This window comes from Prosthecobacter dejongeii, from assembly GCF_014203045.1.
In the GTDB taxonomy this organism is placed as follows: domain Bacteria; phylum Verrucomicrobiota; class Verrucomicrobiia; order Verrucomicrobiales; family Verrucomicrobiaceae; genus Prosthecobacter; species Prosthecobacter dejongeii.
Map to the genome: position 1 here is coordinate 128482 of NZ_JACHIF010000010.1, position 13977 is coordinate 142458.

Below are 13977 nucleotides of genomic sequence, written 5' to 3' on the forward strand. Positions count from 1 at the left end.
GTTTTTTAATGCCATCGGCGGCATTCGTTGAAGAACTCGCAACTCGCACACTGCATCCCTGGTGAAGGAATGAAGTCTTGGCGCTGCAAGCCTTCGGTGTAGGCCTCGATCTGTTTAAACAGCCGTAATTGCTGTCGGGGCATCATGGGTGGCATCGGGGTGATGACCACTTTCGGGTTCTTGAGCTTGACCAGGTGATGCAGTTCTACGCCGCTTTCCTGTTGTCCGGTGTTGTGCCGGTAAAGAAGGGAGTAGCTGCTGGTCTGGATCTCGTGACTGTGAGCCGCCTTTTCCGAATTTGGATTGCTGGCACAGGTTTTGTAATCAATCACTTTGCGTTGTTGCACGAGGTCGAGGATGCCGATCAACCGAGGTAAACCATGGTTGATGAGGTTGGCCTCCACGGGCACTTCTACGGCATCGGGTTTGACATCGGCAGGCAGATGGCTTTCACGCAAATACGTGTTCACCAGACGCCAGCCTGTGGTCTTTTCCTCCGCCTCTTCATCGGGTTTCCAAGGAATCCCGTCCGGGTCGTCCGACCATGCTTTTGCATAAGCCTCATGCGCTTGGATAAGCGTGAGGGGCTTTTGCACCCAGCGTGCCTTGTTCCATGACTTTAACACGGCGTGAACCGCATTGCCGACATGCAGCGACGCTGTCTTGGGCTTTTTTATTTTGAGCACGTAGCGAAAGAAGAACTTCAACCTGCACTGCAAAAACAGGTTCAGCCGTGAGGCGGAGACCTGTTCTTGCAATGAGGCGATGATGTCTTTCTCACTCGGCTCCTCTTTGGGGGGGGCCTGGGTGTTCATGCAGCTTGGCGTTGAGTGGGACGTTGTTGCCAGCGGGTTTGACGTGCAGGTTTGCCAGCTTTCACCAGCAAATCTTCGATCAACTGAGAGGCTTGCATTTTATTGAGCTGCTTCACTCCCAGACCAAAGAGCTGCTGCGACAGATCTTCGGCCTCCTGCTTCTCCAGGTTGTTGTCACTGACGATGCGCAGGATGAATCCCCGCTGCCCGTCGGTGCAGTTCCAGGCATCTCCGTTAGCGCGAGGCTGCCGGGGACTTTTGCTTTGCTGACGTATTTGCCCTTGGGATGGGTAATTGCGGTGGTTGGCTTGTGCGTGGCCGTTGCTGGCTTGGGGGACAAAACCGGGCTCTTGGATTTCCTGGTCCACCGAGTGTTGCAGGAGCTGATAAAGCTTCTGAACTTCGGCTTCGACCTGGGAGATGTCGGTGAGTTCGATTTCGACGGAGGCACTGAAGCTGTGGCTGCTGTATTGGGGGAGCCCGAGCTTTTTGCTGTAGTTGGCGCTGAGTTTGACTGCCATGATGTTGGGGTGGTGTTGGGGCACAAAAAACCGGCTTCTCAGGAATTGAGAAAGCCGGTGCTTTTGAGCTTGGGTTTGTGGATGTCCTAGACCGCTTGTGAGCGATCTGGAACGGAAGTAAGATCACTGGCCTGTGTCCATCCAGGGGAGCCTTGGAGGGCTGCCTGTAGAAGCATTTCAGCAAGCCGTGTCATGGGGATACGACGGCGCTTGGCTTCATGATAAAGGACACAAACCAGGAATCTCGACAACGGGGGTGAGTAGTGGGTGGGTCTGGCCATAAGGGCACAAAAAAGGAAGGACTTAAGGGCCTTCCTTCTTCATGGTATTATACCAAATTATGGTAAGTTTTTTAACTGATTAATCAATATGGTTTCTTCAGTATTATTGGTAATGATCAAGACGCGCAGATCATGCAACTCCTCCATTAAAACAAAAATTCCTATAATATCAAGTTGAATAAGCTCATCACTTATATTGTCTTCAAGTTCCCTTAGGTTACAAATTTCACACCACCCCTTATCAATTAAGTGAAAGAAATTAAGACAGTAGTTTACCTCGGAGACAATATTCTGGTGTAGATGTTTGAGTAAGCACCCCTTGAGTTCAATGTTAAAGGCTCCGTTTACTGGGAGGCTCTCACCCTTTGTGTGAGGGATTGTGATACGTGTATTATTTAAAGTCATGTATTATTATGTCGCCCTTTTGAGGATTTTCCGCAGCCCCGATTTGAGTGCGCGGTCAATTGGTTCGACATCCACAATATAATATATTATCCTACGAAGTCAAATTGCAATTAAGAGTAATACCTATTTTTATCAATTTTATCACGGATGCTTTCAAGCTTGGCCTTGAGTGATTTATTCCAAGCTTCGATTTTGTCGAACACCCTACCCATATACACGCCAAGAATATTCAATAGACCTTCCATAACGGTCTTCATGAAGATGCAGAAAATGATGAATGTTGGGATGGCGACAGCAATTGCAAGCCAGACCCAGATCATGCGGGTTGTCACTGGCTTCCGATGTCTTGGCAAGGTTGACCGTCTTGCTGCCTGTGGAGGGCCCCCAGAGCACGCATGCAATCAGGACGATCCAAACCATTCCTGCAACCTTTGCCCCACATCACATATTGTGTGGAATTTGAAGGTTCAGTGCCGGTGTGCTGACGAGCATTAACGCTGACCAGTTGTTACGATGTAGTGAAGCATCAGTTCCATGAGTGGCTTCGGCAGGTAAAGCTGCGACACCTCTAAAAGCTTCCACTCCTGGCCGCGATGGTTCGAGCCCTTGAGCGAATCTGGATCCATCAGGGCGCTATCAATGCGGATGACAGTTTCCTTGCCTTCTGGATGGGCATAGCCGCTGACTTTGCGGTATTGTCTCCAGCTTCCCGACCGCAGGAAATGCGTTTGATGATCCACCCACAACCTCGTTGTCGCTTTGCGCCGGTTGTTGATGAAATTATACATGCTCCAATCAGGGGCTGTGTAAATGTCCCTGAGCATGTCTCTCCGAGGGGATTCACAGACCAGTTGCACAGCCACCACTTGGTCTGCCTTGTCAGTGACGATGTAGAGCTTGTTGAAGCCCCCATCGAAGATCCCATCAAAGGCATAGTGAAAGAGCGAGTCCTTGGGGAAACCTGCTGTGATGACCTTGTTTTTGGGAACGATGTTCTGTGTCAGTCCCAGCTTCTGTTTCGCCTCTGCATACGGCATCAGGTAGGTGACCCCTTGGTAAATTTCAATTTCAGGAGCCGGAGTAACATTGGGAGACGGACGAGCAAAAGGCGATAGCAGGGAACCCAACTCCTTCATCGCTGCAATGCCTCCATGCATCGGGCTTGCCCATCCATTATCGAGGACGAGTCCGCTGGAAGGACTCTGTGCAAGGGCTGATGCTTGGAAAGTAAACACAACAATCATCGTCGCAGCGGTCCATTCCCTTTTTACCCATGAATAGGCCTTCCATGAGATGACTCCGAAAACGGTCAAAAGCACTGAAACAGCGAGAAAAATGACCGCCCCGTCATCTTGTCGTGTAGATGCTAGCTGAACCTCTTTGGCCTGAGCATTTCTGATTCGGCCCTCCAATTCCTGGGTAGTCGAATAATTCCCAATTCCCTGCACCAGTGGTGTGATCACATCTCCTTCATCGAGACTGGCAGCGGCTGAGAGAGCATACCCCGCTTGATTGCCAAAACTCGTATGCTGATCCAGGTAAGCTTGATGTTCGGCTCTATACTCGCTCGCAGCCGCAATCTCTCTGTTGGTTTGGGATGAGGCCAGCCCAACAATGACCAATGTCAGCAGCGCTGCAAAGGCAGAGCCAATAAAAGCAGGATGCCACCAGAAAGACCTGATGTCCTTCTTCCGCTGATCAGGATCGCGTTCAGGCACCATTGGTTTTTGCACTCGATATTTGATGTATCGAATGCCCGTCATCGGCACATACAGGACGCTAAGGGCAAACAATGACGAGGCCAAACCCGACACCACTGTCAGCATAAAGACGCAACCGAACACAACGGTTGCCAGAAACGAGAAAATTGGATTTCGAGGCCAGAAAGAGAAAGGCAATCTCACTAGTTTTGGAGAGCTTGTCAGTGGGGGCCCTTCTTGTGCGTCCACATTCACAGAACCAGAATCAATCTGAGGCTCGAGAAAAAATGCCTCCACCGATCCAAACATAATTTGATCGTTGTCAGTCAATTGTGCTTCAGCCACCTTCTCACCATTCAAAAAGGTTCCGTTTGTGGAGTTCATGTCCACCAGCACAAAGCCACCAGCCTTCGTTTTGATCGCTGCATGATGACTGGAAACAGACTCATGATCCAAAACCAAATCATTCGCTGAATGCCTACCCACCAACAACGTCCCGCCAGCCAAAGGAAGTCGTTGCCCATTCACAAGCAATGTCGCTGAAGAGGGAGGGCTTGTCTCGAAAGTGTGCGGATTGTTCATGGCAGCTTCTAAAAAGCTCGCCAATAACGATGTTCTGATTTCACAGAACATGGATACAGGTGACCGGAGAGTTAAGAAGCCGCCACAGGACAGCCGCGACGGCCTTTAAGCCGGAGGCTCTGGACATAACCGTCGCCTCCCGGCCATTTTCATGGTCGTTAGGCGACGTGTTTTGCGGCACACGTCTGCCGCCTGTAGCGAGGTTCTTAAGCCCCGGCTCATGTCTCCACGAGCTGTTCAAATGATGCATTGATCTGCTGCGCTGTAAAGTGCAACGTGTGCCCTTCGCCTGCTCAGAGGCGGGTAAAACCTTGAGGATGAAGGATTATTTTCACCGATTATTTCTGAAGCTGGAGATTGCCCTTTTGGAGGCCTTTCTGACACCTCTTAATTTGTGAGGATGCAGAGTTCGTCTAACCAAATGCATTGTACCCTATTTCTGCCCTGCACGTCAAGATGATTGTGATGTTGAGAGGATGGAATCTCGGGAAGTGCTTATGGATTGCGTCAGGAAATTTTGTGGGGCGTTTGAAGGGGTGGGGGAGTGTCACCATAGCGGATGCCTATCCCAACCCCTCTAAAAACGCTTCTATTCAGTCCAGAGAACTTTCTTGGGTTTTACCGGAGGCTGCTCGGTTTTATTTATTTTCTGCAAATAGGCCTTCCTCGCTTCTTTCTGAGCGTCAATTCCCCTCTGAATTTGTGAGGGACTCTTGCCGATGTAGGAGGATGAAGTGCCGCAGAGATTTCCATATCTGGAGACCTTTTTTAATCCATCGAAGGCCACCTGATGACCATCAAAGAATTCCTTCATCTCAACATTTAATGCCATGGCCTGTGCGGGATCATTAGAAGCGTGCAGACCCCAGGCTGATTCATAAGGAGAAACAAAATCAACGGCTTTGGTGAGGTATTTGACCGCTCTTTCAAAGTCCTCGACAGACGGAAGGGGTTTTATTTTGATGGAAGGAGCTCGGTCTAAACCTGCATCCCTGAGGAATTCTTGAAGTTGTTCCTGAACCGTCTCCAAGCCTTCATCAGAGGCCATAATGACGTGCGAATGAGGATTGACCCTTAGAGGAAGGAATTGAGAAAGTTTAATTTCGTGAGCCAAATAGGCCCCACGAATGAGATGTGATTTAAGGCATGATTTAACTAATTGTGTGTTTGCATCCCAATACACTCGGCAATTTGTGGCACTGGTGGAAGAGAATGGGATGGAACCGTCAAAGCTGAGGGTAACGGAATAAAAAGTGAAATCAGTCTTGAAGCACTGATCAAAAATACGCCATTGCTGAGAGGCCTTGTATTGTGCACAACGATCACACAAATTCCATTTTAAACAGGCAGTGCGTTTCCCATCCATTTCATTCATGCAGTAAGCCACCTTCTTGGCATAGCGACTGTTGGAAGCAATCAGAGGACACAAAGAGGCGATATACTCGGGTGAATAAAACCGGCTGAATTCTGGGGCAGCCTTGGTATTGCGAATTCTCCAGGCGTCAGTCATTTCTGGATGCATCATCTCCTGATAGCGGTCCAACTGATCTTCATTACACCAATTCAGTTTTTCGAATGTGTCGGGTCTCTTGGGTCTGATGATTCTTCCCTTGGAGGACTTGTCAGAAAGAACCAGAGCTGAGGTATTGGAGGAATGGGATTGGGTTTTGGAATCATCATTCTCTGGAACATTAGAGCTGACTGGGGGAGGAGAATCACCCGTAGAGGAGCTGGATGATGAAGAGATAATTGATGAATGATAAGGAGATGTATTATTAAGATGATATATATAGGTATATTGATCTAATAGAGCGAGGCTTGAATTTCTTGCGTCGCTTGCTTCAATCCCTTCTCTGGTTGAAGCCTCTTTATCGTTTTTTTCTGGGTGTGACGAATCACATGGTAGGATAATCACTGACTTTAAAGCGGTCGGAGATCCTGCTCCCCGACGATATAGACCGTTGATTTCCAGTGATTTAACCCTGGTCAGGAGGTCGCATTTATTAACAAGATCTGGTGTTTGTTCCAAATCCCATCTCACTCTTTGATGAGATAGGTATAGATACTCGCAAAAATGAGAACGTCAAGCGAAACCTAAGATATATACGTAATTTAAGAGTCTCGGCATTTCTGACATCAACCAATGGTTGATGTGATGATGTGCAAAAAAATGAGCCTGGCACCTATACAGGTACCAGGCTCTAAATTGTGCACTAGATAATGCTCGGACAGGCTTTATTCTGTCACCGAATCTTCTGATTCTAAAGCATTGTCAATAGTAAGGGCTCCATCAATGTTAGGTTCCTCATCATCACTCTCAAGTGCTGTGATTTTATCTGCCAGTGCCTTAGCCAAACGTTTCAGTTTTTTCAGACTTTCGACTGAATACTGAGTCGTCGGCGCTTCATCAAGGGTACTCATCATCAGTTGAACAACCTCAACGACTTTGATCTTCTTTTTGAACCCTTTTGCTGCGGGCGGCTGAGCCGCAGCCTCATTGCTGGCATCTACAAGCTGCTTGAAGCCAGGACGTCTGCCCTTTGCTTCTTTTATAGCAGCGGATAAAATCTCAGCTGACTTTTCTTTTCCTAAGCTGATCAGCAATCGAAGAGACCGTTCAGTATCAGGAATAGTTCCTAATTCGAACTTTTTCTCCACGCGCAGCCAATCGGCATGGGTAGCAGCTGAAATTAATTGCTGTACTCTTTGAATGGTTAGGTCCAGAGAATTTTCACAATATGCGGTCCAGCTTTCGTACTCGAGCTTGTAGAGTTCTTCTTCTTTAATTGCACGAAGAGCCTTTCCTGCTTCCAAGGATTTTGAGATTTTTATCGCGACTTCGTGAAGCTGCGAGAGACGCTCTTTTTGGTCTCGGTTGTTTTCAGCTGTCGTAATATCTGGATTTATTGGAGTTGTGATCATTTTAACGGGGTCCATTGACGATTTTGCAATTTTCTTAGCATGAACGTTTAATATGGGCGTCAATATGTCACTCATGGCCACTCACTGTTGAGCACGTTTGGGCTTTGATATAGGCCCGCAGTGAATCAACCGAAATGAGACGAATCCCTTTTCGTGTTCCTGGCTTTTTCAATACATGAGATTCAACCAGGGGTTTCCCCCTCGTTTGACTCGGCAATACAAGAGAATTTAGCATGCTCCTGGAGAGGCCCCAGATGGTGGAGCCACTTTTCGGAAGTCTTATGAATTCATCCTGCTTGCAATCAGACACACTAATACTCTGTGAGGAGTGATGTGCTAACATTGTTGGTTATGTCTAAAAATGGTCTTGTTGAAACGGTGTAAAACGTTCAGCATCAACCACTACGGACCTTTGCTCCATAGCATTGGACACCCGCGTTTTTCACGCGGCAGTGCAACTCTTGGAGTGCCCGACACATTGGTCAAATGACGATTGCAAAAAAAATCGAGTGCCACCCCCACCAGAGAGTGCTCATTCTAAAAAACATAACCATTACATCAAGGCACGAGTTTCTTTAGCAACTGTCCAGGCTGGCCAATGCGCCTCACTTTGCAGAAAGGATCTTTGAATGCTGGATCGTAGAGGTGAGTGACTTCGATCTCGACGCATTTTCCTTCAAGAACACCGAGTTTGTCAGCCAGGATTTCTCCTTCCAAACCGATCACTGCGCCGATGTCATCCTTGAGCAGCGCCTCCAGATCATGGGCCAAGTGATTTTGGTCCTGTTCATTGTAGGTCTTCTTTGCCTGATATTTCTTGAGAGGGTGTATCAGCGAAGTGATTTCAAAAATCAGCCTCAATTCATCCGTCCCATTTTTTCCGTTCGTAATTCGCGCGTCAGCGATAATTGCCTGGTGGATGCCAGAGGGCACGACCCAGGTCGTTTTTTTGATTACCTTCATGTTTTATTTTTTCTGTGTCGGGGGATACCCCAACGTGATCTCTGAATAGGACCATCAATTTTAACCTCAACGAGAAGCGCCAAAAGATGGAAACGAGCTTTTTGGACTCATCCAAATTCATTGGAATAATCTTACCATTTATTGCTAAGAAAATAAACACTTAAATCATTCTAAAATTCTATTTTCGTTTAAATACTCGTCATCTCTGTCTAAGCATGGTGTCACAAGTTGCTGAGGATGTTTGACACCCCCACGAAAATTCAACGCTCCACAAAGAGTCGAATGTTGCATGAGGTGATACGAGGGATCGCAGTAGCCGCGTCCTGTATGGCATAGCATTCCGCCTGAGAGCAATTCTCGCTCATGTTGATGAGCTCCACGGCAATGGGAATGCCCGCCGAGTCGTTCAACATCTCTCAGAAGTTCATCGTTTTAGCAGACTTCCAATGCCTGGCGTTTCACGGGCCTCACTGTCAGAATAATATTTGGACGTGATGGTAGGCGTTGTGTGTCTCAAAAGGCGCTGCGCGGCATGAATGCCATGTTTTTTGGCCATCAGGGCTCCGACAGACTTTCTAAGAGAATGGACAGGATTGCGGTCTTTGACCCCTTGAGCTTTCAGCCATTTGTAAAGTGCCTGCCAGGTGTTGTAGCATCGCGGTTTTCCAACCCCATTTCGTCCAAAGTATCTGTCTGATTTTAAAACAAAGGAGCCGCTGGACACTTTTTGATACGCCTTCAAAATTTCCGCAACCTCAAGATCTAAAGGAATGGCTTTTGCGTGTGCTTGATTTTTCGGGCTGAAAAATTCAGTGGTTTCCAACTTGATCCTAGGCCCTGTTGCAGTCTCAAGTTGCACCTGAGGCCATTCAAGAAGATCACTCTCCTTCCTCCTTAAACCAGCGCAAAAACTAAGGAGGAAGGCAATCCACTTCTGCTGCCGCAACTCAAAATCTTCGACAGATTCACCCGCAATTCTGGGTCCCCCGAGTTCTTCCTTGGCCCTAACTAATAGCTGCTCTGCATCCACTGAAGGGGTAAACCTCGCAGACGAATCCTCTTCCAAAAGTGAGACTTCAGAAAAAGGCAACGGTTCTGGCAGCAGTGCTGTAACGTCTTTGGCAACGAGCGAGACAACTTTGCGAACAGAAAACAGGGCTTTGGCAGAACGCAACACATGGTTAACAGTATGCTTTGCCTTTTCTCTTGCCTTGGGGTCACTAACACTTCCCTCCAATCGCGATTTAATCCATTTTGCCACGGCATTGCCCGAGAGCTTGGCCAATGGCATCGAGTCCACCATCTCACTCCACTTTTCGTGGGTTTTGACGGAATAGGTAAGACCAAGCACGGCTTCTGCTGCGATGCGCCTCAATGCCTGCTCGTAACTCAGCAGTGTGATCGGTCGGACTTGTGAAATCCCACGAACCTCGGTTATCCACATGCCCACGGTCAAGATGCGTTGCTTGGACTGGGGCTGTTGAACCCGAAAATCTGGATTAGCAGCTGCACTCTCCCAACCGTGGGCTACGACAAAACGGTATCGCTCTGCAGCACGCTTGGCAGCCTCATTCCTGTTGGAAGTATAGAGGTCGAAAAAACCGCGCTCACCATTATGTGAGAACCTACAGCAAAAATCTGTGCTGCCACGCTGCTGATAGAGCCTACCTGCAACCTGCCAATATTGAACATGGCTCTTGGAATAACGGATCTGATCTGATGGCAGTTTGATGGCAGTTTTTGATTCCATGTAAGAGGATCGTTCAGCAGTGTCTTGACTTGTTTGAAAATGTTTGGTGCGTGTGGAACACTTGATACAGAAAGATTCCACGACTTCCAGGGGATTTCAAAGCAGAACATGCTCAAACACAAAATCCCACGCTAATGCTAGACTCAAAATCTTGTTCTTAACAGAGTGTCGGTTCGAGTCCGACCACCGGCACCACCCCTTGAAAATCAAGGGATTAAACAAAAAGGCCCGACTCACAAAGTCGGGCTTTTTTGTGACCAGGATTCCTGTACCAACTCTGATGAAGTCACGATTTTCATTCTTGGAAACGAAGCTTGGCTTATCATGAAATAAGGTTGCTAGACATTTCCCATCGTTCATGAAAATCTTTGCACTCATCGTTGGCATCGCAGTGGCTGGATCTCTGCCTAGTATCAGCCTTCAGGCTCAGGAGAAGATCATTCTGGAAAAGCCCGTGCCAGTGCTCACCGCCTCAGGCTCCGAAGTCTTTCCAGAGGCCTGGCGCAAGGAGCCTGTGAGTGCCCAAGGCACCGCGTTGAGTGATGAGAAACTCGGCAAAGCCAAAGCCATTCTAGAGGCCGCGTTATCCAAGTATCCCGCGACAGTTTTAAAGGCTAACTTGAAGGCCGTGTATGTGCTTTCAGAACTGCGTTATCGGGGGGTGGTCACCAGCGGCACCAACTCACGCACCTACGTTTATCTCAAAATGGGCGATGAACTCGCTGGCTACACTCCAGCCCATGTGGAAGGCACTTTTCACGCCGAGTTCTCCAGCATCCTCATTCGCAACCACCCACAGTTCTTGGATAAGAAAGCCTGGCAAAAGGCCAATCCAGCAGACTTCCAATACTTGGGCGATGGTGTGGAGGCAGTGAAACAAGGCAAGGCTGGCCTCAAGTCTGAAACAACTCTACTGGAGAAGGGATTTTTGTCCCAGTACGGTTGCTCGACCCTGGAGAATGACTTCAATGGCCTAACCATTCGTTTGTTCGCTGGCGATGCCTCCTTGTGGGCCTTAGCGGAGCAATACCCACGCATCCGGGCCAAGCTGCAACTTGCCCTCTCCTTTTACCAACGCCTAGACCCCAGCTTTACTGAGTCCTTTTTTAAAGCACAAGGCATCTCCAGGCGGTCTAACGACTGATACTTCCGCAAAAACCACCTCCATAATCCCTAGGGGGCACGAAGATAAATTGTCTTCACTTCAAATTCACTGGAGAATCAAGCCATGACAGCGGAGCAAATTCGCACTTACCGTGAGTCGAAGGGGCTCACGCAAAGTCAGTTTGCCAGCATGCTGCGGGTCTCCCCCACCGCCGTCACTCAGTGGGAAAAAGGCCAGACTCCCTCTGGCCCGGCCTCCTTATTGCTGGAGCATCTCATTGAGAACGCCCCCTTGTTCTCTTGCCAGGGAGATACTGAAGGGGACTTACCACTCACGCTCCACGAATGGGAAACTTTGGAGCGACTTCGCCAAGCGCTGGGGTTTCCCTCGGTGCGCGAGTATGTTCTGCACCTCATTCGTCGAGGAATGAAAATGGAAGGTTGCTAATTTCCGCCTCCAAAAAAGTACGCACCAGGGCACAGCTATTTCACCCACCTTAAATAATGTTCTTTTGAACATTATTGGACAAACGTGAAATCCTTGCAAAAATATCAGAAGAATCCCCCACTGCACCCCCACCTTTCTTCCTTATGGCCTCTAGCACTCGTTCTCTCAAGCTTCCTCCAGATCTTCTCGATGTGGCTGAAAAAAGGGCCTCCATGCTCGGTTATCCCTCTTGGTCTGCGTACGTAAAAGGGCTCATTCGTTATGATGCCCTATGTCAGGGCCCCCACAGCATCACCCTCCCCTGGGCCAACATGCCCTTGGTCGAACAAGACCGTGTGGACGCCAAACTGCTGAAACTGACCCAGGACGGTGTGGGTGTACGAGGGCAATTGCTGAAACGCATCCTCCAAGGCCAGGATAAACTTTAGGCCCCCTGCCTCCCCCCCTTTAGCCGAGAAGAACCTTCACTTTTTCTGCCAAGGCTTCGCCTAACTTCAAGTGCTCACTAGCCTCCAAATGAATGCCATCCACAGGACTGGTTTCGACGATTTCTTGGCTGTTGAAATACTCACACTTCAGAGCCACCGCTTGTGCCTTATAGTGACGGGGAAACTCGGCACTGCGCGCGGCTCCATGAGGGATCTTGGCATCCAGATCAGGCATCGCCGAAAGGTCTCGCACCTTAGGAGGGCACATCAGGAGCAACTGCGGCGGACGATTTTCTGGTCCCGCATCACCCGCTAGGATCATCCGCCCCAGCACACCTGCGCCGGCAGCGATTTCACCCGGAGGCACATTGAAAGTACTCTTCAGATCATTCGTCCCCAGCATCAGGATGACGAGGTCTAGCGGCTTGTGACTTTCCAGGCACGCAGGCAGGTAGTCTTTCCCCTTCCGGCAGATGTTGAGAGGGTCTTCATGGACTGTGGTACGGCCATTTTGACCTTCTTCGATGACCCTAAACCCAGCTCCCAAGGCCTTGGCCAGCACACCCGTCCACCGCACCTCTGGCCCATGACGGCGCGGGAACGGGGCCGTCATGCTCGCGGGGTCATATCCCCAGGTGTTGGAGTCGCCAAAGCAAAGAATCGTTTTCATTCAGGCCTGACTTTCCCCGCATCTCCTCAGCGTGCAAGTACCGCCCCTTCACTCCTTGAATTCTTTCAAATCCGGGATGCGGGTAAAGGCGATTTTCGTGCCTGAAAAGGTCTTCACCAAATCCGGCGCAAATCCGAGCGCGATGCTATCACGGCCAAAATCTTGGTTGATGTCGTCCATGATTTTCGAAAGACGGTTCCGTCTCTCCACATCTCCAGAAACACTGCCTCCCATCATGGAAAAGAGGTCGAGTTGCACGGGTTGCTCATCAGACTCCAGATCCATCAGCGTCACTCCGATCTTCTTGATCCGGTGACCGGGAAGCTGACTCAGCGCCCTACCCCAAAGCACCTCCAGGCTCTTCGTCAGGGCATAGCTGTCTGACACGGGGGAAAACTTCATGTGCGCTTTCCCCTTCGCCCCGTTCTCCGCACGCAGGCTCAAATAAAGCTCATTGGCACGATGTTTCGCCCGCCGCAGCCGACTGGCGGTTTTTAGCAGGAGCCGCTGCGCAACAATCATCGCCTCGGGAGGATTTCTAAACTCCGGGGAAAGTACATGGCTATGGCCGATGCTCTTTGGCGGCACATTTTCCATGTCGTCGAAATCCCCGTCCAGCTCCCCTCCATGCAGGTGACGCCAAAAGCGCTCTCCACCCACCCCACCCCAGGCCTGGTGCAGCACCGCCGGGCTCGCATTCCAAAGATCTAAAAAGGTTTTGATTTTGCACTCATGAAGACGCGGCTCCATGCGACGGCCAATGCCAGGCAAGTCCGTCAATTTGAGGTGAGCCAGCCTCGCCGGCATGTCCTCCAGACGAATGATCTCCAAACCATCCGGTTTGGTGAGATCGCTTGCAACTTTGGCGAGATAACGGTTCGGCGCGATGCCGATGGAGCAGGTGATCACCTCCCCCACATTCTTGCGCAGGCCGGCTTTGATGCGGCGTGCAATGTCCAGAGCCGAGGCCTCATTGGCGCGTTTGTCATCCAGCAGCAATCCCACTTCATCGATGGAGCCCACCACCTGAACAGGCCAGTGCAGTTCCACCTCGTCCTTGATCTTTTCGTGGTATTCCACGTAGCGCTCATGAGAGGCTTCCACCAGGACCAAACTGGGGCACATCCGCTTCGCTTCCCCCACATTGGTCCCTGTCTTGATACCAAACTTTTTAGCCTCCTGGCTTGCCGCGATGGCGCAGGTATGATCTGACATCAGGGGGACCACAATCACGGGCTTCCCACGCAAATAGGGCCGCGCCTGCTGCTCCACGCTGGCAAAGTAGCTGTTCAAATCCACGAATAACCAGCGCGGACGCGTGGGGATGGGAGATGACGGGGAGGGCGGCATAAACCGACCGTGGCACAATCCAGAAAATGTTCAAGAGA

Annotated in this window: 13 protein-coding genes; 3 read left to right on the plus strand and 10 right to left on the minus strand. The window is 49.7% G+C overall.

What is annotated here, in order from left to right; all coding sequences use genetic code 11:
• Positions 1-5: 5 nt before the first annotated feature.
• The 8 genes from HNQ64_RS19940 to HNQ64_RS19975 all read right to left on the minus strand — a co-directional run bounded on the left by HNQ64_RS19940 (position 6) and on the right by HNQ64_RS19975 (position 9939).
• A complete protein-coding gene (locus HNQ64_RS19940; protein WP_184211995.1) occupies positions 6-815 on the minus strand; it encodes a RecB family exonuclease in 810 nt (269 codons plus the stop codon).
• Positions 812-1336, minus strand: a complete 525-nt coding sequence (locus tag HNQ64_RS19945; protein WP_184211997.1) for a hypothetical protein — start codon at positions 1334-1336, stop codon at positions 812-814. Before HNQ64_RS19945 ends, HNQ64_RS19940 begins: the two co-directional genes overlap by 4 nt.
• A 796-nt stretch (positions 1337-2132) precedes the next feature.
• Positions 2133-2342, minus strand: coding sequence for a hypothetical protein (locus HNQ64_RS19950; protein ID WP_184211999.1), 210 nt, complete (start codon positions 2340-2342; stop codon positions 2133-2135).
• Positions 2343-2513: 171 nt separating this feature from the next.
• Positions 2514-4355 carry an FHA domain-containing protein gene (locus HNQ64_RS19955; RefSeq protein ID WP_184212001.1) on the minus strand — a complete coding sequence of 614 codons (1842 nt, stop codon included), beginning with the start codon at positions 4353-4355 and terminating at the stop codon, positions 2514-2516.
• A gap of 538 nt (positions 4356-4893) precedes the next feature.
• A complete protein-coding gene (locus HNQ64_RS19960) occupies positions 4894-6333 on the minus strand; it encodes a hypothetical protein (RefSeq protein WP_184212003.1) in 1440 nt (479 codons plus the stop codon).
• 206 nt (positions 6334-6539) lie between these two features.
• A complete protein-coding gene (locus HNQ64_RS19965; protein ID WP_184212005.1) occupies positions 6540-7301 on the minus strand; it encodes a hypothetical protein in 762 nt (253 codons plus the stop codon).
• A 483-nt stretch (positions 7302-7784) separates the two neighbouring features.
• Positions 7785-8189 carry a hypothetical protein gene (locus HNQ64_RS19970; protein ID WP_184212007.1) on the minus strand — a complete coding sequence of 135 codons (405 nt, stop codon included), beginning with the start codon at positions 8187-8189 and terminating at the stop codon, positions 7785-7787.
• Positions 8190-8613: 424 nt separating this feature from the next.
• Complete coding sequence (locus tag HNQ64_RS19975; protein WP_184212009.1) at positions 8614-9939, minus strand: tyrosine-type recombinase/integrase; 1326 nt, start codon at positions 9937-9939, stop codon at positions 8614-8616.
• A gap of 358 nt (positions 9940-10297) precedes the next feature.
• Here HNQ64_RS19975 and HNQ64_RS19980 point away from each other — a divergent pair, with 358 nt between their 5' ends.
• The 3 genes from HNQ64_RS19980 (at position 10298) to HNQ64_RS19990 (ending at position 11919) form a co-directional block, all read left to right on the plus strand.
• Positions 10298-11083: a hypothetical protein gene (locus tag HNQ64_RS19980; RefSeq protein WP_184212011.1), complete on the plus strand. Its 786-nt coding sequence runs from the start codon at positions 10298-10300 to the stop codon at positions 11081-11083.
• 84 nt (positions 11084-11167) lie between these two features.
• A complete protein-coding gene (locus HNQ64_RS19985) occupies positions 11168-11491 on the plus strand; it encodes a helix-turn-helix domain-containing protein (RefSeq protein WP_184212013.1) in 324 nt (107 codons plus the stop codon).
• Between the two features lie 143 nt (positions 11492-11634).
• Entirely contained in the window at positions 11635-11919 is a 285-nt protein-coding gene (locus HNQ64_RS19990; RefSeq protein ID WP_184212015.1) for a hypothetical protein, read from the plus strand.
• A 19-nt stretch (positions 11920-11938) separates the two neighbouring features.
• On the opposite strand, the gene HNQ64_RS19995 is transcribed toward HNQ64_RS19990, so the two are convergent.
• Together HNQ64_RS19995 and HNQ64_RS20000 are read right to left on the minus strand one after the other, a co-directional pair.
• Entirely contained in the window at positions 11939-12589 is a 651-nt protein-coding gene (locus HNQ64_RS19995; protein WP_184212018.1) for an SGNH/GDSL hydrolase family protein, read from the minus strand.
• A gap of 48 nt (positions 12590-12637) precedes the next feature.
• Positions 12638-13939: a Y-family DNA polymerase gene (locus tag HNQ64_RS20000; RefSeq protein ID WP_184212020.1), complete on the minus strand. Its 1302-nt coding sequence runs from the start codon at positions 13937-13939 to the stop codon at positions 12638-12640.
• Positions 13940-13977 lie beyond the last annotated feature (38 nt).